We start from the raw sequence: 22,465 nt of genomic DNA on the forward strand, positions 1-22,465 counted from the left end.
TCCGTCGGATGGAAACGGGGCCGTCAGACGGCCCCGTTCCTTATTGGATTATTCGTAGGTCTGGGCTTCTTCGCCGAAGTATTCGACCAGCCACTTGTTCAGCGTGCCGTCAGCCTTCATCGAGGCGATGGCCTCGTCCAGCTTGGCCTTCAGCTCGGTGTCGCTTTCGCGCACGCCCAGGCCGATACCGCCGCCCAGCTGCACCGCGTCGCTGACGAACATGAAGTCACCGTTGGATTCGTCCACGAAGGGCTTCAGGTAATCGGTGTCGGCGAAAACCGCATCCGCTTCGCCGTTCTGCAGCGCCGAGATGGTTTCGTCGGGCGTTGCGAATTCCACCAGGGTCGCGCCGGATTCGGCCACGTGACCGGCCTGGATCGTGCCAGTCTGTGCGGCGACCACGGCGGTCTTGACGTCGATGTCATCGCTCATCGCGATGTAGGACGAGGTGGCGGGCGGGAAGTAGTTCTGGGTGAAGTCGATGACCTCGTCCCGCTCGTCCGTGATGGACATGCCGGCGATGATCACGTCGTAGTTGCCGGACACCAGGTTGGGGATGATCGAATCCCAGTCGTTGGTGACCCATTCGCAGGTCAGGTTGGCGCGTTTGCAGATCTCGTCGCCCACGACGCGTTCGTAGCCGGCCACTTCGCCGTTGTCGTCGATGAAGTTGAACGGAGGATAGGCGCCCTCGGTGCCCAGGCGCACGGTCATCGAATGGCTTTCCGCCAGGGCCATGCCAGCGGTCAGGACCAGTGCGGTCGAAAGCATCAGTTTTTTCATCTTTGTCTTCCCTATTGTTGCCGGGGCCCGTGGTTGCGGGCCCTTCGGTTTCGTCGCCGGTCTTGGCCGGCCATGACATGGTAGCCTTGGCATGAATTTCTGCCGTGGCAAGAGGCACTCGCCCGAAAATTGCGCAAAACACCTCTGACGACGCGTTAAGCAGCGGGCCGAAGCCGGGTTCAGGCGGCGCTGGTGGCCGAGAGGAAACCGCGCAGACGTTCGGACTTTGGCGCACCGAAAACCGCGTCGGGCGTGCCTTCTTCTTCGATCAGGCCCTGGTGAAGGAAAACCACCCGGTCCGAGACATCGGCGGCCATCTTCATGTCGTGGGTCACGATCAGCATGGTGCGCCCCTCGGCGGCCAGGTCCTTGATCACCTTGACCACTTCCTGTTCCAGCTCGGGGTCCAGCGCGCTGGTCGGTTCATCGAACAAAAGCGCCTCGGGCTCCATGCACAGGGCGCGGGCGATGGCGGCGCGCTGCTGCTGGCCACCCGAAAGCTGCGCGGGCCAGGCGTCGGCCTTGTCGCCGATGCCCACCTTGGCCAGGTAGTCGCGGGCCTTCGCCTCGACCTCTTTGCGGTCGCGGCCCAGCACGGTCAGCGGGGCCTCCATCACGTTTTGCAGGATCGTCATGTGGGACCACAGGTTGAACTGCTGGAACACCATCGACAGGTTCGTGCGGATGCGCAGCACCTGTTTCGGATCGCCCGGACGGCGCGCCATGCCCTGACCGCGCCAGTGAACGCCTTCGCCCTTGAACAGGATCTCGCCCTGCTGGCTGTCTTCCAGAAGGTTGGCGCAGCGCAGCAGCGTCGACTTGCCCGAACCGGAGGACCCGATCAGCGAAACCACTTCGCCCTGCCGCGCCGTCAGGGACACGCCCTTCAGCACTTCCAGCGCGCCATAGCTTTTGTGTAGGTCGCGAATTTCGATGACGGCTTCGGTCTGCACTGGACCCCCTGCAAGCTTCCCCGGATGATCGCCCAATAGGATGCAGAAACGCGCAAAATGCAACCTTTCTGGCTGATTTGGCCGCACTGACCCGACGCAAGCGTATCCTGACGCTGCTATTTCAGGCCGCGGTGGCGTCTTCGGGGGCCGGGGTGGGCACGTCCAGATAGGCCTGCGCGGGCACATCGACCAGGTCGTGGATATGCAGGACCGCCCGGTCGCTGTCGGTCAGATCGCGCACGGCCGCAGCCACGGCCCGGCGCAGCAGCGCCACGGTCTCGGGCGGAGTGGTCGCGGCGGTGATCAGCGGCAGCCCCGGCGTCGGTTCGGTAGTGTCGATGATCTTCAGGGCATCCGCCCAACCGTCATAGGCCGAGATCATGCGCCAGGTCTGTGCGTCGATACAGGCGATATCAGCCCGCCCTTCCGCCACCGCGCGTGAAGCTTCGCGATGCGATCCGGTTTCCCTGGCCGAGGCAAAGAAGGTGCCCAGCCCGAAGGCGTGGTTCAGCATAGCCGCCCAGCCGGACTGGGACCGCAACTCGTTAAAGGCCATGCGCTTGTGCGGCCAGTGCTCTGGTCCGATCGCCTGGTCATCCGCCCGCACCACGATGTGGGACGCATAGTACCCCGGCGGACAACCCGGCAGCCGATAGTCCGGGACCGCTACGATCTGCACCTTGTCCTTCAGTCGCGCCCGGTAGGGCAGGCCGCAGGTCAGCGACAGGATCATCTGCGGATCCTCCCACTGTGCCCAAAGGTCGTCGCCTCGCGTCAGCGGCGGCAGGTCCAGCCCCTCCTGCGCCGCGTGATCCCGGATCAGCGCCCAGAAGGCATCATGCGCAGCGGCCGTTTCCGGCCGGTCGTACATCGGAAGCGATGCGATCATTCCCGCGCTCATCCCCAGGGGCTGCCCTTGCCGACCCGCAGCCGGGCGGCGTTGCTGTCCTGATCGGTCACCCCAAGCAGAGAGGCGGCCAGCCGCAGAAGCGCGTCCTCTTCCGGGTCGCGGCTGCCATCGGCCAGCACGACCTTCCACAGCGCCTCGATCACGCCCAGGCGGTCGTCATAAGCGACGCTGTCCTTGATCGCGCGGGTAAAGCGCACGGTGTCCGGCGCTTCGGCTTCCAGCGCCTCGGCACGGGTGGCCAGCGCCTCGGTTTCGGCAGAATCCAACTGGTAACGGGCGGCGATGATGCGCCGGATCTGGTTGCTTTCCGCGACGTCATACACGCCATCGCTCTTGGCGACACGCACCAGAAGGGCGGTCAGCGCAAGCTGGGCGTCCAGATCGGTCAGCGGGGCGGGGTCGGGGCGGACGAGCCGCGTTAGGAAATCGGCAAACATTTCTGGGATATAAGAAATTCAAGCGCGCCCGCCAATGGGCAAGATGGCCTGATGCCCGGAAAGTGAGGTGGCGAGATAGTCAAATTTAATGCATTTAATAGCTCTCGGTTAAGCTGTTTAATTGCATAGCTGTATACTGGATATAAATTAAATGCACCTTAAGGTTGTCGGGACAAATTTTCGCCTTAATCCGATGGTTGTGTGAGTTATCGGCATACCGCCGTTTCGAAAACACAATAACCCCCGAACGGGAAGGTCGAGCGCATGCTGGCAATTGTTCACAAAGATTGGGTCGCGATGCCCGCAGACCGTCAGGTGACGGTTCTGAAGAAGCTCAAACCCGAAATGTTATGTAGTTTCGTCCGCCGCATCGATCCGCTGACGACGGATGTATCGGTTCTACGCTGGATTGCAGCGCGACAGGAAATCGATCTGGCGACGGCACTGACGTTGTTCTTCAACTTCAATCCCAGGAAGCTGACGGCACAGCGGGCCGACAAGACCTCGGACGATATGCGCAACTATTGCTCTGTCATGGATGTTCTGTGCCAGCGCATCAATTGCGGTTTCTACATTCCCATGGCTTCCCGCGCGATGGACGACCCGGCGATGCTGCGCGCCTGGCTGGATCAGCAAGCGGCCACGCAACGCAACGGCCATCAGCTGCGCTGGACCCTCTCCGCCAAGATCCTTGAGCCGATGTTGCAGGGCGGCAAACCCGGGTTGCGTCCGACCAAGGCACGCCCCGGCCTGATCCAGGGTCTGTTCACGCCGCTTTTCGTTGCGAACCGCACACAATAATCGGTCAGGGGCAGGGCTGCCCCCGACCGTCTGAAGCCGACCTTCCGACACGGACCCGCCGAAAGGCACTGCGGGACAGATGATCCCCGCAAACAGAAACAGGCCCCGTAGGGCCTGTTTGTCGTGTTGGTTCTGTGCTGGCTTAGACCAGGCGCGAGACTTCTTTTGCGGCGCGCACGAAATCCTTGAACAGCGGATGTGGATCGAAGGGCTTCGACTTCAGCTCGGGGTGGAACTGCACGCCGATGAACCAGGGGTGGTCCTTGACCTCGACGATCTCGGGCAGGCGGCCGTCTGGCGACATCCCCGAGAATTGCAGACCGCATTCTTCCAGCTTGTCGCGATAGGCCACGTCGACCTCGTAGCGGTGGCGATGGCGTTCCTCGATCGTGGTATCGCCGTAAACCTGCGCGACCTTGGACCCTTCGGCCAGCGACGCGGTATAGGCCCCAAGGCGCATGGTGCCGCCCTTGTCGTCACCCACGGACCGCTTCACCTGATGGTTGCCCTGCACCCATTCCTTGAGGTGATAAACCACCGGTTCGAAACGCTTTTCACCGGCTTCATGGTCGAATTCCTCGGACCCTGCGTCGGACAGGCCGGCCAGGTTCCGCGCCGCTTCGATCACCGCCATCTGCATGCCAAGGCAGATCCCGAGATAGGGGATCTTGCGCGTGCGGGCGAATTCCGCCGCCTTGATCTTGCCCTCGGTGCCGCGTTCGCCAAAGCCGCCAGGCACGAGGATCGCGTGATAGCCCTCCAGATGCGGCGCGGCGTCGTCCTTGTCAAAGACCTCGGCATCGACCCATTCGACATTCACCTTGATCCGGTTGGCCATGCCGCCGTGGATCAGCGCTTCTTTGATCGATTTGTAGGCGTCTTCCAGCTGGGTGTACTTGCCCACGACCGCGATATTGACCGAGCCGTCGGTGTTGTGGATGCGGTCGGACACATCCTGCCAGACGGTCAGGTCGGGACGCGGGGCGGGGGCGATCTGGAAGGCATCCAGAACCGCCTGGTCCAGGCCCTCGCGGTGATAGGCCAGCGGGGCCTCGTAGATCGATTTCAGGTCATAGGCGGCGATCACCGACTCGGGGCGGACGTTGCAGAACAGCGCCAGCTTTTCGCGTTCCTTGTCGGGAATCGGCTGTTCCGAGCGGCAGACCAGGATGTCCGGCTGCAGCCCGATCGAGCGCAGCTCCTTCACCGAGTGCTGGGTCGGCTTGGTCTTCAGCTCTCCACTTGCCGCCAGCCAGGGCAGCAGCGTCAGATGCATGAAGATGCACTGCCCGCGCGGCTTGTCCTGGGCGAACTGGCGGATGGCTTCAAAGAAGGGCAGGCCTTCGATGTCGCCGACCGTGCCGCCGATCTCGCAGAGCATGAAATCGACCTCTTCATCCCCGATGTTGATGAAGTCCTTGATTTCATTGGTGACGTGAGGGATCACCTGAATGGTCTTGCCCAGGTAGTCGCCCCGCCGTTCCTTTTCCAGCACGTTGGAATAGACCCGGCCCGAGGAAATCGAATCCGTCTGCCGCGCCGCCACGCCGGTGAAGCGTTCGTAGTGGCCCAGGTCGAGGTCGGTTTCGGCACCATCGTCGGTCACGAAGACTTCGCCATGTTCGAAGGGCGACATCGTGCCGGGGTCGACGTTCAGGTAAGGATCCAGCTTGCGCAGGCGAACGGAATAGCCACGGGCCTGAAGCAGCGCGCCAAGCGCCGCCGAGGCCAGACCTTTCCCAAGGGACGACACAACGCCGCCCGTGATGAAAATGTACCTCGCCATGTGCGAAAGCTCCCGTGAAATCTGGTGCGAATGAACGCAAATCTGATCAGATTGCGTGCCAAAGCAACGCATCATCACGGGGTTTAAGCCCTAACAGATTCGCGACGGATTGTCTATGCGCACCGCAAGATGATGTTAACCTTGCGATGCGATACTCAAGGGGTGGTGGATCAGTCCGCGGACGGCGTCAGCGTGCCGCCAGTCGTGGGCGACGGGGGCAGAAGCGACCCGCCACCCGGCAGGGCCGGAGCCTCTTCGCCGGTGCTTTCCGTGGCTGCGCCGCCGGGCGTCAGACGGTCAAGGACCGAGGCATCGGCCGATTTTTCCGCCGCCACGATGGTCAGCGCGATCGAGGTGCCGATGAAGGCTGCCGCCAGGAACCAGGTCACCTTGCTCAGGGCCGTTGCGGCCGAGCGGCCCGACATGGCCCCGCCGCCACCGCCCATGCCCAGGCCACCGCCCTCGGACCGCTGCAGCAGCACCGAGACGATCAGCGCAAGCGCCAGAAGCAGGTGGACGATCAGGACGACATTTTCCATTTGGGCGGGCCTATCGGTTATGTTCGGCAGTCAAAGGGCACGGCACCGGAAAACCTCCGGCGCGGGCTTCGCGGCTAGATAGGCGTTTCACGTCCGGGCCGCAAGGCTTTTGCCAAGATGCTTGCCCCGCCGTCGTATTGGCGGTGTCGCCTGAGCGGGCGGGCGCGTCATTCATCCACGTCATCCACATCGGCCTGGCCAGAGAGCTTGCGTCGAACCAGGCTCCAGCTCAGGCCGATGCCAAGGACCAGCGACAGCGCCAGGATGCCAAGCCAGGTGTTCACCCCGGGATTGGACAGCCGCACGACCCCGAAATCCACCAGAACCCAGATCAGCGCCCCGAAGACCGCGGCAACCAGCCCCATGCCAAAGGGCCCGATCGAGCGCAGCGTGGCCCGAAGGTAGATCACGTAGCCCACGAAAAGCAGCAGGCCAAGCAAAACGGCCAGGGGCATCTGCTGAGGCCAGGTCTGTCCGACCCAGGCGGTATAGTTCCAGTCGGTCGGATTATAGGTGGCGGCGATCAGCAGGAAGGCCGCGCTCCATCGCAGTATGAATCCCATCTTCATCTTCCTTGCCGGATCGTGTCTGTCCTTCATCTGCCGGATGAGGTTCGCTCTGTCCAGCGTTGGAACTTTGGGCGGATTGACCCGCGACGCCCTGCCGATACGGGGCGCGCCTGTGGCAAAGGCGCACGGGGGGCTCGCCCCCCGAACGGGTCAAATGCCAGGGCATTTGACCCGACCCCCGAGGATATTTGGAAAAACCAAAGAGAGGGGGGCGCGAAAATCGGGTTTCGCCCCCCGGTTGCTTTGGCTAAAAGGACGCCGTTTGGACCCGAGCCGGAGGAAGTGCCATGGCCAATGTCGTTGTTGTCGGAGCCCAGTGGGGTGACGAAGGAAAAGGCAAGATCGTCGACTGGCTGTCGGAGCGCGCCGATGTGGTCGTCCGATTCCAGGGGGGGCACAACGCCGGCCACACCCTTGTGATCGATGGCAAGGTCTACAAGCTGCACGCGCTGCCCTCGGGCGTGGTGCGTGGCGGCAAGCTGTCGGTGATCGGCAATGGTGTCGTGCTGGACCCCTGGCACCTGATGAAAGAGATCGCGACCGTGCGCGAGCAGGGCGTGGAGATCACCCCCGCGACGTTGATGATCGCCGAGAACACCCCGCTGATCCTGCCGATCCATGGTGAGCTGGACCGTGGTCGCGAGTCGCAGAGCGCGGTCGCCAAGATCGGGACCACCGGCCGGGGCATCGGCCCCTGCTATGAAGACAAGGTCGGCCGCCGCGCCATCCGCGTCGCGGACCTGGCCGATGAAGCCACGCTTGAGGCCCGCGTCGACCGCCTGCTGGTGCACCACAATGCCCTGCGCCACGGCCTGGGGCTTGAGCCCGTCGATCGCGACGCGCTCATCGCCCAGCTGAAGGAGATCGCGCCCGAGATCCTGCCCTTTGCCGCGCCGGTCTGGAAGGTGATGAACGACAAGCGCAAGGCCGGGAAACGGATCCTGTTCGAAGGGGCCCAGGGCGCGCTTCTGGACATCGATTTCGGCACCTATCCCTTTGTGACCTCGTCCAACGTGATCGCCGGCCAAGCGGCCACCGGTGTGGGTATCGGCCCCGGCGCGGTCGATTTCGTCCTGGGCATCGTCAAGGCCTATACCACCCGTGTCGGCGAAGGCCCGTTCCCGACCGAGCTGCACGACGACGACGGCGAACGGTTGGGCACCCGTGGGCATGAGTTTGGCACCACCACCGGCCGCAAGCGCCGCTGTGGCTGGTTCGACGCGGCCCTGCTGCGCCAGACCTGCGCCACCAGCGGGGTCAACGGCATCGCCCTGACCAAGCTGGACGTGCTGGACGGCTTCGAGACGCTGAAGATCTGCGTCGGCTATGACCTGGATGGCGAGCGTCTGGATTACCTGCCGACCGCTGCCGACCAGCAGGCGCGCTGCACCCCGATCTACGAAGAGATGCCGGGCTGGAGCGAGTCGACCGAAGGCGCACGCAGCTGGGCCGAGCTTCCGGCGAACGCGATCAAATACGTCCGCCGCGTCGAAGAGCTGATCGAATGCCCGGTTGCGCTTCTGTCGACCTCGCCCGAGCGGGAAGACACCATCCTGGTCACCGATCCCTTCTCGGATTGATCGTTGATGGCTGGCCCCTTTCCGGGGCCGGCCAGATCGCCGCATACTTTGCTGGCGTGGCCCCCAAGAGCTGAGGACAAGACAATGAGCGCACCGAAGAAAGGCCTGAGCCACAAGGCAAAACGCCGCTGGTCGCTGGTCATCCTGCTGGTTGGCCTGCCGCTGTACATCGTGCTGGCGGTCAGCCTCGTGAACCTGTTTGAACGCCCCTCGATCCTGGTCGAACTGGCGATCTACATCGGTCTTGGCGTGCTTTGGGCGCTGCCCTTCAAGTTCGTCTTCAAGGGCGTCGGCCAGGCCGATCCCGACGCGCAGGACTGATCGCGCCTGCGTCTTTGACACCTGCCGAAATTGCGGGCGCATAGACTGTCTTGCAGGACGAAAACTTGCCTTTCCGGGTGGTTATCTGTCAGATGGCCGAAAATTCGGAAACGTTTCCCATGCGCGCTGCGACCACGCCCCCCCATCTTTGGACCTTGATCCTTCTGACCGGCAATTCGGTCCTGACCGTGAACATGTTCCTGCCGTCCCTGGCCCACATGTCCGAGGATTTCGGGGTCAGCTATGGGCGGATGAGCCTGGCCGTCGGCGGCTATCTTCTGATCACGGCCTTCACGCAGATCATCATCGGGCCGCTGTCGGACCGCTACGGGCGTCGGCCGGTGATCCTTTGGGGGATGGCGATCTTTACCCTGGCCTCGGTTCTTTGCGCGGTTACACGGGATTTTAACCTCTTCCTTCTAGGACGGGTGCTGCAAAGTGCGTCGGCCACGGGGATGGCGCTGTCGCGGGCGGTCATCCGCGACCAATATGACGATCGGGAATCCGCCTCCAAGATGGCGACGGTGGCAATGATCATGGCGCTGGCCCCCATGATCGGGCCAACCATGGGCGGCTTGCTGGATGCCGCCTTTGGCTGGCGGGCGAGCTTCCTGCTTTATACCGGGCTGGGTCTGGCGCTTTTCGTGCTGGTCTGGGTCGATCTGGGCGAAACGCACCACCATCGGTCCGTCACCTTCGGGGCGCAGTTCCGCGAATACCCCGAGCTGTTCCGGTCGCGCCGATTCTGGGGCTATGCCACCTGTGCCAGTTTCTCGGTCTCGACCTTCCATATCTTCGTCTCGGGCGCGCCGCTGGTCGTGGCCGCGGCCTTTGGCATGGGGCCGGCCAAGCTAGGCATGTTCATGGGGACGATCACGCTTGGTTTCGTCATCGGGTCGGGCATTTCAAGCCGGGTGTCGAAACACTCCGAACTTTCGACCATGATGATCGCCGGCCGCCTGATCGCGGTGATCGGGCTGGGCCTGCCTGCGCTGGCGATCTGGATGGGGTACCTGTCGATCCCGCTGTTCTTTGGCGCGATGGTCCTGTCCGGGCTGGGCAACGGCATGACGACGCCCAATGCCAATGCCGGCGCTATGTCGATCCGGCCGCATATCGCCGGCAGCGCCTCGGGGCTGTCCTCGGCGATGATCGTCTTTGTCGGGGCCTTTGCCACGACTTTCACCGGGGCCGTCCTGACGGAAGAGCAGGGGGCCTGGATGCTGCCCGCGATCATGTGCCTGGCCAGCGTGATCGGCCTGGTCGCCGCGCTGATCGTCCGTGCCATCGACCGGCAAGAGGCCCGGATGGCGACGGCCGGGTAAGCCCAGGGGCGCAAAGGAAAAGGCGGGACATCGGCCCCGCCTTTCAACCTGTGACAACTGCGCAACCGACGCGAGGCCGGGGCGCTTCAGCGGGCCGGAGGAGCACCCCGGCCCAAATATTTTGCCCAATAGCTATCAGCCCAGTTCGGCCATCCGCGCCAGTGCCGCTTCCAGCTTTGACGCCTCGTCCTGGCGCGCGGCCAGGTTTTCGCGGGCTTCCACGACAACCTCGTCCGGGGCGCTTTCGACGAACTTGGGGTTCTTCAGCCGGCCTTCCAGCCCGCCGATTTCCTTGGCCAATTTCGTCAGGCTCTTCTCCAGCCGCGCCTTTTCGGCCTCGACATCGATGATGTCGGCCAGCGGCAGGCCAAAGGTCGCGCCCTCTGCGGCGATGGTCACGCAGCCCTTGGGGAAGCTTTCCACCCAGGTCAGGCTCTCGACGCGGGCAAGCTTCTGGATCAGCGCCTCGTTCCGGCCCCAGGCGGCCTGCGCGGCCTCGTCCCAGTCGGTGACGACCAGCGCCACCTGCAGCCCGGCGGGCACATGCATCTGGGCGCGGGCCGAGCGGATATCCTCGATCAGGGAAATCACCCAGTTCATTTCGCGGTCGGCTTCGGGCTGGATCAGATCGGCCCCATAGGTCGGCCAATCGGCGTGGATCAGCATCTTGGCGCGGTCACCGGTCGCAGACCAGAGTTCTTCGGTGATGAAGGGCATGATCGGGTGCAGCAGCACCATGCATTGATCCAGCACCCAGCCCATCACGCGTTGCGTTTCCTCGCGCTCGCCCGCGTCCTCGGCCAGCAGGGGCTTGGCGAATTCCACGTACCAGTCGCAGACCTTGCCCCAGACAAAGCGGTACAGCGCCTGCGCCGCGTCATCGAAACGATAGGCGGCCAGCGCGGCATCAACCACTTCGCGCACGCGGGCGGTTTCGCCGATGATCCAGCGGTTCACCGTCGCGACGGCCTCGGGCACCTGGTCCGAGGGCGCGCCGCGATCGTAAACGCCGTTCATCTCGGCAAAGCGGGTGGCGTTCCACAGCTTGGTGCCGAAGTTCCGGTATCCCGCGATCCGCTGCGCATCCAGCTTCAGCACCCCGCCAAGCGACGCCATGGCCGCATTGGCGAACCGCAGCGCGTCCGCGCCGTATTCGTCAATGATCTCAAGAGGGTCGATGACATTGCCGACGGTCTTGGACATCTTCTTGCCCTTCGCGTCGCGCACCAGCCCATGCAGGTAGACGTCCGAGAAGGGGATCTGATCGACCACAGCCAGCTGCATCATCATCATCCGCGCAACCCAGAAGAACAGGATGTCCTGCCCGGTCACCAGAACCGAGGTCGGGAAGTATTTTGCCAGCGCCTCGGTCTGGTCGGGCCAGCCAAGCGTACCGATCGGCCAGAGCCCGGAGGAGAACCAGGTATCCAGCACGTCGCTGTCGCGCCAGATCGGATAGACCAGATGCGTCGGGTCCTGGCTGGCGGTGTAATCGGCCAGCGATTTCGCCAGCATCTCGCGCGCGGCGGCACGGTCGGCGACCTCAACCACGCGGGCGTGGTTCAGGGGTACGGGCAGGCGGTTCAGCACATCGGCAAACTGCCCCTGCACCGCGTCGAAATCGTGGGCGCAGCGCAGCTGTTCCTCGCCCCGCAGCAGGTGCTGGTCGGACAACAGGCGGGTCAGTTCCACCATATCCAGCGCGCCGTCGGCCTCGTCATCGCGGAAGCCCTCGCGGGCCAGGTCAAAGCCGTACCAGACGGGGATCTGGTGGCCCCACCACAGCTGACGCGAAATGCACCAGGGTTCGATATTCTCGAGCCAGTGGTAATAGGTCTTCTCGCCGCTTTCGGGCATGATCCGCACGGTGCCGTCGCGCACCGCGTCCAGCGCGGGGCCAACGATCTTTTCGGCGTCGACGAACCACTGGTCGGTCAGCATCGGTTCGATCACGACCTTGGAGCGGTCGCCAAAGGGCTGCATGATCGCCTTGGCCTCGACCAGCGGCACCTGCAGATGCGCATCCTCGGCGTCGGGCTTCAGCGCGGCCTTGCCCAGGCGCGGATCGTCGGCGCGGGTGGTCACGGCCAGGCCTTCGCGGGTGATTTCCTCGACGACCTTCGCGCGCGCCTCCATCCGGTCCAGGCCGCGCAGGTGGTCGGGCACAAGGTTCAGCGCGTCGACTTCCGTGCCGGTGAACTCGGCCCCGTTGGCGATCTCTTGTGCGCGGGCGGCACAGGTGGCGTAATCCTCGCCATCGGCGCGCATCTGGGCGCGGGCATCCATCAGGCGATACAGCGGAATGCCGCCGCGCTGCGCGACGCCATAGTCGTTGAAATCATGCGCGCCGGTGATCTTCACCGCGCCCGAGCCGAAAGTCTTGTCCGGGTAGTCGTCGGTGATGATCGGGATCAGCCGGCGGTGTTCCTTGGGGCCGACGGGGATTTCGCACAGCTTGCCGACGATCGGCGCATAGCGTTCGTCGGACGGGTGCACCGCAACGGCGCCGTCGCCCAGCATGGTTTCGGGGCGCGTCGTGGCGATCGAGATATAGTCCCGCGTCTCGCGCAGGGTGACATTCCCGTCTTCGTCCTTCTCGACGTATTCATAGGTCTCGCCACCGGCCAGCGGGTACTTGAAGTGCCACATGTGGCCCGCGACCTCGACATTCTCGACTTCGAGATCGGAGATCGCAGTTTCGAAATGCGGGTCCCAGTTCACTAGCCGTTTGCCGCGATAGATCAGCCCCTTGTCGAACATGTCGACAAAGACCTTGATGACGGCGTCGTGGAAATTCGCGGTCACCGTGTCGCGGTCCGGATCGCCCGCCGCGCCGCCCATGGTGAAGGCTTCGCGCGACCAGTCGGCCGAGGCACCCAGGCGCTTCAGCTGGCCGATGATCGTGCCGCGCGTCTTGACCTTCTGTTCCCAGACCCGTTCGATGAACGTCTCGCGGCCCATCTCGGTGCGCGAGGGTTCGCCATTGGCGGCCATTTCGCGTTCGGTCACCAGCTGGGTGGCGATGCCCGCGTGGTCGGTGCCCGGCTGCCAAAGCGTGTCGAACCCCTGCATCCGCTTCCAGCGGATCAGGATGTCCTGCAGCGTGTTGTTGAAGGCATGGCCAACGTGCAGCGACCCCGTCACGTTCGGCGGCGGGATCATGATCGAGAAGCTTTCCGCCTTCGAGGCATTCGCGCCGGCCTTGAAGGCCCCGCTGTCTTCCCAGCTCTTGTAGATCCGGTCTTCGGCCTCGGCCGCGTTGAAGGTCTTTTCCATCGCCATGATCGTCGCCTTTCATTCCACCGCGCCGGTCTACCCAATCCCGCCCGCAAGGGCCAGAGGGGAAACTGGGCCGGCTGGACGGCGGGATCCTAGCGGCTGCGATCCAGCTTGACCGACAGGTGGATCAGGCTTTCCGTCGATTTCACGCCGCGCGCCATGACGATCTGGTCCAGCGCGTCGTTGATCCTTTCGGTCGTGGGGGCGGATAGCTGTGCCATCAGGTCATAACGCCCCGAGGTGGTGATCACGCTGTCGACCTCCCGAAGGGCGGTCAGGCGTTTCAGCACCTCGGGCTCGCTGCGCGGCTCAACCGTCATCAGGACGGTGGCGCGAACGGCCGCGCGGACGGCCTGACCCAGCCGCAGGGTGTATCCGGCAATCGCGCCGCTGCGTTCCAGCCGGTCGATCCGCGTCTGAACGGTCGACCGCGCCAGCCCCAGATCCCGCGCCAAATCAGCGACGGACCGGCGGGCATCATCGGACAGCGCCGTCAGAAGCGCGCGGTCGGTGTCGTCGATCTGCATGGCAATCTCGTCAATATGTTCAGAATTTCCGTCATAATAGTCGATCTGCCCGGTGATATCGACCGTTTTCAGGGCGACAATAGGGTGCAGACACCTGTTCCAAAGACGCGAAAAGGACGCCCGCATGAAACACGCCCCGATCTCGACCCTGACGCAGCATCTTGTGGATCATGGTCCCGATCATCCGGTCCTGTTCTTCGCGCCCGAGCGTCTGCACCATTCGGCCCGGGTCTTTCAGCAAGGCTTCCCCGGTCTCACCACCTATGCGGTCAAGGCCAACAGCGATCCCGGCGTGCTGGAAAACCTTGTGACGGCGGGGCTTCATGCTTTCGATGTCGCCTCTCCGGCCGAGATGGAGGCGGTGCGCGCCGCCCACCCCAAGGCCGCGCTGCACTACAACAACCCCGTCCGCTCCGAGGCCGAGATCGCCGCGGCGCGCGCGTATGGGATTGCCTCGGCCTCGGTCGATGATCTGCGCGGGCTGATGACGATCGCACCGCTTGGCTGCGAAATCGCCGTGCGGTTTAAGCTGCCGGTGAAGGGCGCGGCCTATGATTTCGGGTCGAAATTCGGTGCCACCCCGGAGGAGGCCGAGATGCTGCTGCGGCGCGCCGCCGATCTGGGGTTGCCGCTGGCCATGACCTTTCACCCCGGCACCCAATGCACCGACCCCGAGGCCTGGGCCGTATATATCCAGACCGCCGCCCGCATTGCCGCCCGCGCGGGCGTCCGGCTGGGCCGTCTGAACGTCGGCGGCGGGTTCCCGGCACATCGCTATGGGCAGGCCCCGGATCTTCACCGTTTCTTCACCCGGATCGGCGAGGCTGTGGTTCAGGCCTTCGGCGCGGACACCCCCGCGCTGGTCTGTGAACCCGGCCGCGCCATGGTGGCCGATGCCTTTGCCCTGGCCACCCGGATCAAGGCCGTCCGCGACACCGGCGCGATCTTTCTGAACGACGGCATCTATGGCGGGCTGTCGGAACTGCGCGACATCGGTCCCAGTGACCGGATCCGAATCCTGTCGCCGCAGGGGCTGCGCCGTCAGGGGGCGGCGGAACCGCATATGGTCTTTGGGCCGACCTGCGATTCCCTAGACCACCTGCCGCAGCCGCTGGCGCTGCCCGGCGACGCAACGGAAGGGGACTATGTGATCTTTGACGGAATGGGGGCCTATTCCCTGTCGATTGCCACGCGGTTCAACGGTTATGGGCTGGGCGCTCCGATTGCGGTGACCGCTCTCTGACGGCCTTCTGACGGGCGTCCGCATAGGCGCAGGGCAGGGGCGGTGGTGCATTGCGCAGCGCCGCCCTCTCTCGGGTTCCGCTGGACATGCGCCCTGTGGCCGCTAGTGTCCGGGGAAAAGACCAGCGAGAGAGCCCAATGGAAAAATTCGGCAAAAGCCAGTCCATCGCCCGGACCGAAGATCTTCGTCTGCTGACGGGGCACGGTCGCTATGTCGATGATATCACCCCCGAAGGCGCGCTGTTCCTGCATGTTCTGCGGTCCCCGGTTGCCCATGCGACGATCACCGAACTGGACCTGTCGGCCGCGCGCGAGTTGGACGGCGTGCTTCTGGTGGCCACCGCGCAGGACCTGCACGACTACGGCATCACCGAAGGCCTGTCCTGCGTCACCGTGAAGAACCGCGACGGATCCACCGCCGCCAATCCCAAGCATCCCATCCTGGCCGAGGAAAAGGTGCTTTGGGTCGGCCAGCCCGTGGCGATGATCGTGGCCGAAACGCCCGAGGCCGCCAAGGACGCGGCCGAGCTGATCGGTTTCGACTATGACGAACTGCCCGCACAGATGGCCCTGGCCCGCGGCGACACCGACCTGCACGCCGAAGCGCCCGGCAACCTCGCCATCGACTACCTTCTGGGCCGCGAGGCCGAGACCCACGCCGCCTTTGCCGAAGCCGCGCATGTCGTCCGGGCCGAGGTTGCGGACAACCGGGTGCATGTGGCCTCGCTTGAACCGCGGGGCTGTTTTGCGGAATGGAAGGACGACCGCATCCATCTGGCGGTGAACGGGCAGGGGGTCTGGGGGCCGAAACGCGAACTTGGCCGCCTGATGGGGCTGGAAGATACTCAGGTCCATGTGACCACGCCCGACGTGGGCGGCGGCTTTGGCATGAAGGCCAAGCTCTATCCCGAATACGTCATGGCCGCCTATGCCGCGCGTTTCCTGGACCGCCCCGTGCGCTGGATGTCCGACCGGACCGAGGCGATGTTGTCCGACAATGGCGCCCGCGACCTGACGCATGACGTCGCCCTGGCCTTCGACGCCGATCACAATCTGATCGGTTACCACGTGAAGACGAAATCGAACCTTGGGGCTTTCAATTCCAACTTTGGCCAGCTGATCCAGACCTATCTGTTCGGCCGCGTTCTGATGGGCGTCTACGACTGCCAGAACGCGCTGCTCGAGGTCGAGGGCTATTACACCAACACCACCCCCACGGATGCCTATCGCGGGGCGGGCCGGCCCGAGGCGAATTACCTGCTGGAACGCGGCATGGATTACGCCGCGCGCGAATTGGGTGTTGATGGCTGGGAGCTTCGGCGCAAGAACTTCATCAAGCCCGATCAATTCCCCTACAAGACCGTCACCGACGAACTGTATGACGTGGGCGAATTTTCGCGTCTGCTGGACCGCGTGGCCGAAACCGCCGACCGTCCGGGCTTTGCCGCCCGCCGGGCCGAGTCCGAGGCGCGCGGAAAACTGCGCGGCATGGGGCTTTGTTACTATATCGAAAGTATTCTGGGCGATCCTTCCGAAGGCGCGAAGGTCGAATTTCTGGAAGACGGTTCGGTGAACATCTACGTCGGCACGCAATCGAACGGGCAGGGGCATGAAACGGTCTATGCGACCTTCCTGTCCGACCAGACCGGCATCCCGATGGACCGCATCCGCGTGATCCAGGGCGACAGCGACCTGATCGCCCAGGGTGGCGGCACGGGCGGGTCCCGGTCGGTCACCACCCAGTCGAATGCGACGCTGGCGGTGGTGGGCACGATCCTGACCGCCTTCACCGGCTATCTCGCCGACAAGATGGGCGTGGATGAAGGCGACATCAGCTTTGATGACGAAGCCTTCCGTATCAAGGGATCGAATGCCGCGCCCACGATGCAGGACGTGGCTGAAATGGCCCGCGAAGACGGCCGCGAAGACCTTCTGATGCACGAGGCGCGGGCGACATTGCCCGGCCGATCCTACCCGAACGGGGCCCATGTGGCCGAGGTCGAGGTCGATCCCGACACCGGCCACACCCAGGTCGTCGCCTATACGGTCGTGGACGATTTCGGAAACCTTATCAATCCGATGCTCGCCATGGGGCAGGTGCACGGCGGCGTGGCCCAGGGTCTGGGCCAGGCGCTGATTGAAAACGTCACCTATGATGAGGACGGCCAGCTTCTGACCGCCAGCTTCATGGATTACGCCATGCCGCGCGCCTCTGACATGCCCTTTGTCGGCTTTACCGCCGAACCGGTGCCTTCGACCGCGAACCCCATGGGCATGAAAGGCTGTGGTGAGGCCGGGACCGTCGGCTCCATGGCCTCGACCGCGAACGCCGTTCTGGATGCGCTCTGGTCGCGGGGGGTGCGTCGGGCCGATATGCCGCTGACCCCGCTGCGGGTGTGGGAGATGCTGGAAGATGCTGACACGGCTCAGTAAGGGCCTTCTTCGGGCGATACGGCCGCGCTGGCTTTTCCGGGCACAGCGCAAGGCCCCGGGGCTGCGCCGGGGCCCTGTCACCCACGTGGTGATCCTTGACGGCACCATGTCTTCTCTCGCCCCGGGCGAGGAAAGCAATGCCGGGCTGATCTATCGCCTGCTGTCGGAACAGCTGGGTCCGAACCTGTCGGTCTATTACGAGGCCGGGCTGCAATGGACCTCGTGGCGGAACACGCACGAGGTCATGATGGGGCGGGGCATCAATCGCCAGATCCGCCGCGCCTATGGATACCTTGCCTCTCGCTACCGGCCGGGCGACCGGATCTTCTTGTTCGGCTATTCGCGCGGGGCCTTCGCGGTGCGGTCTCTGGCCGGGATCATGGACCGCGTCGGCCTGTTGCGCGCCGATCAGGCGACCGAGAGGAATGTGCAGCTGGCCTATCGCCACTACCGCGCCGGGGGGCAAAGCCCCGCCGCCCATGCCTTTGCCCGCGAAAACTGCCACCCCGACGCGGTGGTCGAGATGATCGGCGCTTTTGACACGGTGAAATCCCTGGGTCTGCGCCTGCCGATCCTGTGGCAGCTGACCGAACCGGGCCATGCCTTTCACAATCACGCCCTGTCGCGCTGTGTGAAATCCGGCTTCCACGCGCTCGCGCTGGAAGAACGCCGCGCGGTCTATACGCCGGTCATGTGGCACAGCGATCCCGACTGGTCCGGCCGGTTGGAGCAGGTCTGGTTCCCGGGCACCCATGGCGATGTCGGCGGACAGCTGGGCGGGTTCGGCCCGGCGCGCCCGCTGTCCAACCTGCCGCTTGTCTGGATGCTGTCCCAGGCCGAGGATCGCGGCCTTCCAATGCCCGACGGCTGGAGGGATGCCTTCCCGGTCGATGACGCCGCGCCCTCGATCGGGATGTGGCGCGGCTGGGGCAAGATGTTCCTGATCCGTCAGAAGCGCACGATCGGCATCGACCCATCCGAAAGGCTGCACGACAGCGCCGCCGCCCGCGGGCTAAGCCTGCCGACCCACGATCCCACGGCGCACGCTTGACGGGACTTTTGTGGGTTACGTGTCCGTGGGAAGGGGCATGACGATGCAGGTGGTGGATCCGGTGGCATAAAGCTTGCCATCCTGCGCACCACGGATTTCGCCGTTGGCGATCCCGGTTGACCGACCGACATGCTGGGCAAATCCGCGGGCTTCGATTTCCATCCCGACGGGGATCGGGCGGATGATATTCACCTTGTATTCCAAGGTGGTATAGGTCGACCCCTCGGGCACGCGCGTCGCCACGGCACAGGCCATGCAGCTGTCCAGAAGCACGCCGTACCAACCGCCATGTACCGCGCCCATGGGGTTGCAGAACTGCGGTTGCGGGGTGCCGGTGAAGCTGACCTCTCCGTCCTCGACCGAGGCGATGCGATAGTTCATCACCTGCGCGATCGGCGGGCCAAGGCTCTCGTCGTTCAGCATGCGTCGCATGGCCTCAAGGCCGGTGTGGTTCAGGCGTTTGGCGTCACCCGCGCTTGCACGTGAATCGTTTGACGGCGTCCCGCCATCCTTGGTCGCTGGCATGAAAAATCCTCCCGACGTCACGCTATTTGCGCGACGCGGAAGGATCAACCGCTATGCGAATTTAAGGCTGGGTTTGGGCCCCTGTTTTCAGGCCCAGTATCAGGCGACGTTTTCCAGCCGTGCTTCGGGCGTGACGCCAAGCGCATGGCAGACGTCGCGCGTCAGTTCCGGGCGGTTCAGCGTGTAGAAGTGCAGCTTGTCCACGCCCTCGGCCAGAAGGTCGGTGCACATCTCGGTGCACAGCGCAGTGGCCAGCAGATCTTCGCGCCCGTCGCGGCCCGCCTTTTCAAAGGCTTCGTCCATCCAGGCCGGCACATTGGCCCCGCAGCGCAGGGCGAAATTGCGCATTCCCTTCCAGTTCTCGATCGGCAGGATGCCCGGCACGATCGGCGCGGTGATCCCGGCCTTGTCGCAACGGTCGCGGAACCGAAGGAAGGTTTCGGTTTCAAAGAAGAATTGGGTGATGCCTTCAGAGGCCCCGGCGTCCAGCTTGCGTTTCAGCCACTCGACATCCGCATCCGAGGACGGGCTGTCAGGGTGGCGTTCCGGGTAGGCCCCGACGCGGATGGTGAACTTGCCGGTGGCGGCCAGCGCCTCGATCAGCTCGACCGAATTGGCAAAACCGTCGGGGTGGGCGGTGAACTTGCCTTCGCCTTTCGGCGGGTCGCCACGCAGGGCCACGATCTCGGTCACGCCGGCGGCGGCAAAGCTGTCGGCGATGGCCAGCGTTTCCTCGCGCGTGGCGTTCACGCAGGTCAGGTGGGCGGCAACATTCAACCCGGCGTTCTTATGCAGCGTGGCCACCGCGTCGCGCGTCAGGTCACGGGTGGTGCCGCCGGCCCCGTAGGTGACGGAGACGAAGCGCGGGTTCAGCGGGGCCAGCACCTGAACGGTGTCCCACAGACGGAAAGAGGCTTCGAGGTTTTGCGGCGGAAAGAATTCGAACGAAACGGCAGGCGTGGTCATCTTGTGTCCCCTTGGGTTTGATCCCTTGTCCCAGATCGTGCTTTGTGAGACAAGCTCATAACATTCACGAACATCATGAGCATAACTCACATATGCATATCGAGTTCCGCCACCTGCGCACGATCAAGGCCATTCATGACGCGGGCGGGCTGCAGCGCGCCGCCGACATGTTGCACATCACGCAGTCTGCCCTGTCGCATCAGATCAAGGGGCTGGAGGACCAGGCCGGGGTCGAGCTTTTCGTGCGGAGGTCCAAGCCGCTGAAACTCTCGGCCGCGGGGCAGCGGATGCTGCGCCTGGCCGAAAAGATCCTACCCGAGATCGACGCGCTTCAGGCCGAATTTGAAGCTTTGGAAGAAGGCAGCGCCGGGCGGCTGCACATCGCGCTGGAATGCCACGCCTGCTATGACTGGCTGTTCCCGGTGCTGGAACAGTTCCGCCGCGCCTGGCCCGAGGTCGACGTCGATATTCGCCCCGGCCTTGCCTTCGACGCGCTGACCGCCCTGCGCCGGGAAGAGGTCGACCTGGTGATTTCCTCCGATCCTGAAAAGGATCCCGATACCGTCTTTGCGCCGCTTTTCGACTATTCTCCTATCCTGATCGCCCCGGCTTCGCATCCGCTGGCTGCGAAACCCTTTGTCGAGGCCGAGGATTTCGCCGGTGAAACCCTGCTGACCTATCCCGTCGACCGCACCAAGCTTGATATCTACAAGCTGCTGCTTCACCCCGCAGGAGTCGAGCCCGAAGCCATCCGGCAGGTCGAACTGACGCCCATGATCCTCATGCTCGTCGCGTCGGGGCGCGGGGTTGCCGTGCTGCCCGACTGGGTCATGAACTCTGCCCGCAACCGCGCGGAATTCATCACGCGTCCCCTGACCGAAAAGGGGATGACCCGCCGCATGTATGCCGCGTCCCGCGCCGATGACGCGGGAAAGCCTTATCTTGCGCATTTCATCCGCCTTGCCCGGACCGAGGCGGTGAAGCTGCAGCGGGGTTAGACCACCCCGCTGCAGCCAACCTATCACCGAAAAACCAAAGATCTGGTTAACGCGTGCCCGTCCGGCCCAAAGACCCTAGTCCGAGACGATATTGGTCACGGTCTCGCGGAAGAAATCTATTTTTCCATCGGCTTCGTGCGACAGGATATAGGTCACGCTCGTGACCTCTTCCTGGCGGACGCCATAGAAGAACCGCTGGTGAAACCGTGTCAGGTGCCAGCCCCCGCCAAGATCATGCGGCGCAATCTCAAGAGCATTGGTTCCCTTGGGAAAAACCTCTTGCCCTAGGCGCACGACCACGCCCATCAGCGCCTCTTTGCTGTCGGCACTCTGCCAGCCGGTGTCGGCCTCGTCGCGGTAATGGTCGATCCGGAAATCGACGTCATCGGCGACCAGCCCGAACAGGTTGGCATCGCCCTTTGCGAACAGGTCCAGAAGCTGGCCGATCACGGTAGTCTCTGCGTTTACAGGTGTCATTCGGGGGATCCTTTCGAAATGTTGGTGAACATCCCCTTGCTACGGGCCGCCAAATGTGAAGTTAATTGCTATAATGAGTATTGATTACATAGGCATTCGCTATGATTGACTTGACCGCGCTGAAATACTTTGCCGCCGCCTATGAGACGGGAACCTTCAGCCAATCCGCGCGGGTGAACAATGTCAGCCAGCCGACGGTTTCCGCCGCAATTCAAAGGCTTGAGGATCGTCTGGACACGGCGCTGTTCACCCGGTCGAAATCCGGGCTGACGCCCACGCCGCTTGCCACGCGGCTGTATCACGACGTAGTGGAAAGCGTCGGCCACCTCTCGGGGCTGGAGGCGCGGCTTCGCAACACGCCGCAGACCAGGCTGCGCTTGCACGTCGCCCCGGACATGATGGTGGGCCGAATTGCCCCCGCGCTTCAGGGGTTGCGTCGCCGCGATCCCACGCTGGTTTTCACTTTCTGCGATACCGCTGAAGAGGCTGATATCGCGTACCTTTCAGAAGACTGCATGCCGAAGGGGCAAGCCTTTATCGCCCTAGAGGACGAAGCGTTCATGATCGCGCTGCACCGCCTGCATCCGTTGGCCCGGCGCAACGCCCTGACGCTTGCCGACCTGACGGATCAGCAGATCATCCACCGCCCCTATTGTCCGCGTGCCGACCGGATGGACCTGGGCGTGCTGCCCACAGCCCCTGCGGCCGAGGTCACGAATGATGCGCAGCTGCTTGATCTGGTCGCCGCCGGTCTGGGCATCGCCTTTGTGCCGCGTGGCCATGGGGCAGGGCGGGACGATCTGATCCTTCTGCCCCTGGCGGACGCCGACGCGGGCATCCGCCGCACAGGTCTGGCACACCGGAAAACCGACTTTGCCACCCGGATCGCGCGCGATCTTGCTGCGGTCATTGCGCCTCAGCACAGGGCCTGACAAAACGGAAATACCAACGGCACGTCATCCC

Annotated in this window: 21 protein-coding genes; 9 read left to right on the top strand and 12 right to left on the bottom strand. The window is 63.9% G+C overall.

Features of this window, described 5'->3' with window-relative positions; genetic code table 11:
- Positions 1-48 precede the first annotated feature (48 nt).
- The 4 genes from BMX99_RS04430 to BMX99_RS04445 all read right to left on the bottom strand — a co-directional run bounded on the left by BMX99_RS04430 (position 49) and on the right by BMX99_RS04445 (position 3,083).
- On the bottom strand, positions 49-783 hold the full coding sequence (locus BMX99_RS04430) for a transporter substrate-binding domain-containing protein (RefSeq protein ID WP_093447691.1): 735 nt from the start codon (positions 781-783) through the stop codon (positions 49-51).
- Positions 784-962: 179 nt separating this feature from the next.
- Positions 963-1,736, bottom strand: a complete 774-nt coding sequence (locus BMX99_RS04435) for an ABC transporter ATP-binding protein (RefSeq protein ID WP_093447693.1) — start codon at positions 1,734-1,736, stop codon at positions 963-965.
- A gap of 121 nt (positions 1,737-1,857) precedes the next feature.
- The gene (locus BMX99_RS04440; protein ID WP_093447695.1) at positions 1,858-2,625 is read right to left on the bottom strand and encodes a phosphate/phosphite/phosphonate ABC transporter substrate-binding protein; all 768 of its coding nucleotides are present in this window, start codon (positions 2,623-2,625) and stop codon (positions 1,858-1,860) included.
- 8 nt (positions 2,626-2,633) lie between these two features.
- Positions 2,634-3,083 carry a tellurite resistance TerB family protein gene (locus BMX99_RS04445; RefSeq protein ID WP_093447697.1) on the bottom strand — a complete coding sequence of 150 codons (450 nt, stop codon included), beginning with the start codon at positions 3,081-3,083 and terminating at the stop codon, positions 2,634-2,636.
- Between the two features lie 264 nt (positions 3,084-3,347).
- Between BMX99_RS04445 and BMX99_RS04450 the strand changes: the two genes are divergently transcribed.
- Positions 3,348-3,884, top strand: coding sequence for a hypothetical protein (locus tag BMX99_RS04450; protein ID WP_093447699.1), 537 nt, complete (start codon positions 3,348-3,350; stop codon positions 3,882-3,884).
- 142 nt (positions 3,885-4,026) lie between these two features.
- On the opposite strand, the gene BMX99_RS04455 is transcribed toward BMX99_RS04450, so the two are convergent.
- The 3 genes from BMX99_RS04455 to BMX99_RS04465 form a co-directional block, all read right to left on the bottom strand.
- Complete coding sequence (locus tag BMX99_RS04455; protein ID WP_093447701.1) at positions 4,027-5,670, bottom strand: CTP synthase; 1,644 nt, start codon at positions 5,668-5,670, stop codon at positions 4,027-4,029.
- A gap of 170 nt (positions 5,671-5,840) precedes the next feature.
- Positions 5,841-6,209, bottom strand: coding sequence for a preprotein translocase subunit SecG (gene secG, locus BMX99_RS04460; RefSeq protein WP_093447703.1), 369 nt, complete (start codon positions 6,207-6,209; stop codon positions 5,841-5,843).
- A gap of 167 nt (positions 6,210-6,376) precedes the next feature.
- A complete protein-coding gene (locus BMX99_RS04465) occupies positions 6,377-6,772 on the bottom strand; it encodes a DUF6524 family protein (protein ID WP_093448474.1) in 396 nt (131 codons plus the stop codon).
- 293 nt (positions 6,773-7,065) lie between these two features.
- On the opposite strand from BMX99_RS04465, the gene BMX99_RS04470 reads away from it, so the two are divergent.
- The 3 genes from BMX99_RS04470 (at position 7,066) to BMX99_RS04480 (ending at position 10,004) form a co-directional block, all read left to right on the top strand.
- Positions 7,066-8,358, top strand: coding sequence for an adenylosuccinate synthase (locus BMX99_RS04470; RefSeq protein WP_093447705.1), 1,293 nt, complete (start codon positions 7,066-7,068; stop codon positions 8,356-8,358).
- Between the two features lie 84 nt (positions 8,359-8,442).
- Positions 8,443-8,679 (top strand): DUF2842 domain-containing protein, encoded by a 237-nt coding sequence (locus BMX99_RS04475; protein ID WP_093447707.1) that lies wholly within the window; start codon positions 8,443-8,445, stop codon positions 8,677-8,679.
- A 155-nt stretch (positions 8,680-8,834) separates the two neighbouring features.
- Positions 8,835-10,004 (top strand): multidrug effflux MFS transporter, encoded by a 1,170-nt coding sequence (locus tag BMX99_RS04480; protein ID WP_322788132.1) that lies wholly within the window; start codon positions 8,835-8,837, stop codon positions 10,002-10,004.
- 135 nt (positions 10,005-10,139) lie between these two features.
- Here the strand turns inward: BMX99_RS04480 and BMX99_RS04485 are convergent, their stop codons facing one another.
- Together BMX99_RS04485 and BMX99_RS04490 are read right to left on the bottom strand one after the other, a co-directional pair.
- Positions 10,140-13,286, bottom strand: coding sequence for a valine--tRNA ligase (locus BMX99_RS04485; protein ID WP_093447709.1), 3,147 nt, complete (start codon positions 13,284-13,286; stop codon positions 10,140-10,142).
- An 89-nt stretch (positions 13,287-13,375) separates the two neighbouring features.
- The gene (locus tag BMX99_RS04490) at positions 13,376-13,810 is read right to left on the bottom strand and encodes an Lrp/AsnC family transcriptional regulator (RefSeq protein ID WP_093448478.1); all 435 of its coding nucleotides are present in this window, start codon (positions 13,808-13,810) and stop codon (positions 13,376-13,378) included.
- Positions 13,811-13,934: 124 nt separating this feature from the next.
- Between BMX99_RS04490 and BMX99_RS04495 the strand changes: the two genes are divergently transcribed.
- The 3 genes from BMX99_RS04495 to BMX99_RS04505 all read left to right on the top strand — a co-directional run bounded on the left by BMX99_RS04495 (position 13,935) and on the right by BMX99_RS04505 (position 18,536).
- Positions 13,935-15,053 (top strand): type III PLP-dependent enzyme, encoded by a 1,119-nt coding sequence (locus BMX99_RS04495; RefSeq protein ID WP_093447712.1) that lies wholly within the window; start codon positions 13,935-13,937, stop codon positions 15,051-15,053.
- Between the two features lie 137 nt (positions 15,054-15,190).
- On the top strand, positions 15,191-17,485 hold the full coding sequence (locus tag BMX99_RS04500; protein ID WP_093447715.1) for a xanthine dehydrogenase family protein molybdopterin-binding subunit: 2,295 nt from the start codon (positions 15,191-15,193) through the stop codon (positions 17,483-17,485).
- Positions 17,466-18,536 carry a DUF2235 domain-containing protein gene (locus tag BMX99_RS04505; protein WP_093447718.1) on the top strand — a complete coding sequence of 357 codons (1,071 nt, stop codon included), beginning with the start codon at positions 17,466-17,468 and terminating at the stop codon, positions 18,534-18,536. Before BMX99_RS04500 ends, BMX99_RS04505 begins: the two co-directional genes overlap by 20 nt.
- Before the next feature lie 15 nt (positions 18,537-18,551).
- Here BMX99_RS04505 and BMX99_RS04510 read toward each other — a convergent pair whose 3' ends face one another.
- Together BMX99_RS04510 and metF are read right to left on the bottom strand one after the other, a co-directional pair.
- Positions 18,552-19,061 (bottom strand): PaaI family thioesterase, encoded by a 510-nt coding sequence (locus tag BMX99_RS04510; protein ID WP_093447721.1) that lies wholly within the window; start codon positions 19,059-19,061, stop codon positions 18,552-18,554.
- 99 nt (positions 19,062-19,160) lie between these two features.
- On the bottom strand, positions 19,161-20,027 hold the full coding sequence (gene metF / locus BMX99_RS04515) for a methylenetetrahydrofolate reductase [NAD(P)H] (RefSeq protein WP_093447723.1): 867 nt from the start codon (positions 20,025-20,027) through the stop codon (positions 19,161-19,163).
- Between the two features lie 92 nt (positions 20,028-20,119).
- On the opposite strand from metF, the gene BMX99_RS04520 reads away from it, so the two are divergent.
- Positions 20,120-21,025 (top strand): LysR family transcriptional regulator, encoded by a 906-nt coding sequence (locus tag BMX99_RS04520; RefSeq protein WP_093447726.1) that lies wholly within the window; start codon positions 20,120-20,122, stop codon positions 21,023-21,025.
- Between the two features lie 75 nt (positions 21,026-21,100).
- Here BMX99_RS04520 and BMX99_RS04525 read toward each other — a convergent pair whose 3' ends face one another.
- Complete coding sequence (locus BMX99_RS04525) at positions 21,101-21,502, bottom strand: hypothetical protein (RefSeq protein ID WP_093447729.1); 402 nt, start codon at positions 21,500-21,502, stop codon at positions 21,101-21,103.
- A gap of 101 nt (positions 21,503-21,603) precedes the next feature.
- Between BMX99_RS04525 and BMX99_RS04530 the strand changes: the two genes are divergently transcribed.
- Complete coding sequence (locus tag BMX99_RS04530) at positions 21,604-22,434, top strand: LysR family transcriptional regulator (RefSeq protein WP_093447731.1); 831 nt, start codon at positions 21,604-21,606, stop codon at positions 22,432-22,434.
- Positions 22,435-22,465: the final 31 nt, after the last annotated feature.

The sequence above is a fragment of the Pseudooceanicola nitratireducens genome (assembly GCF_900109195.1).
Lineage (GTDB): Bacteria > Pseudomonadota > Alphaproteobacteria > Rhodobacterales > Rhodobacteraceae > Pseudooceanicola > Pseudooceanicola nitratireducens.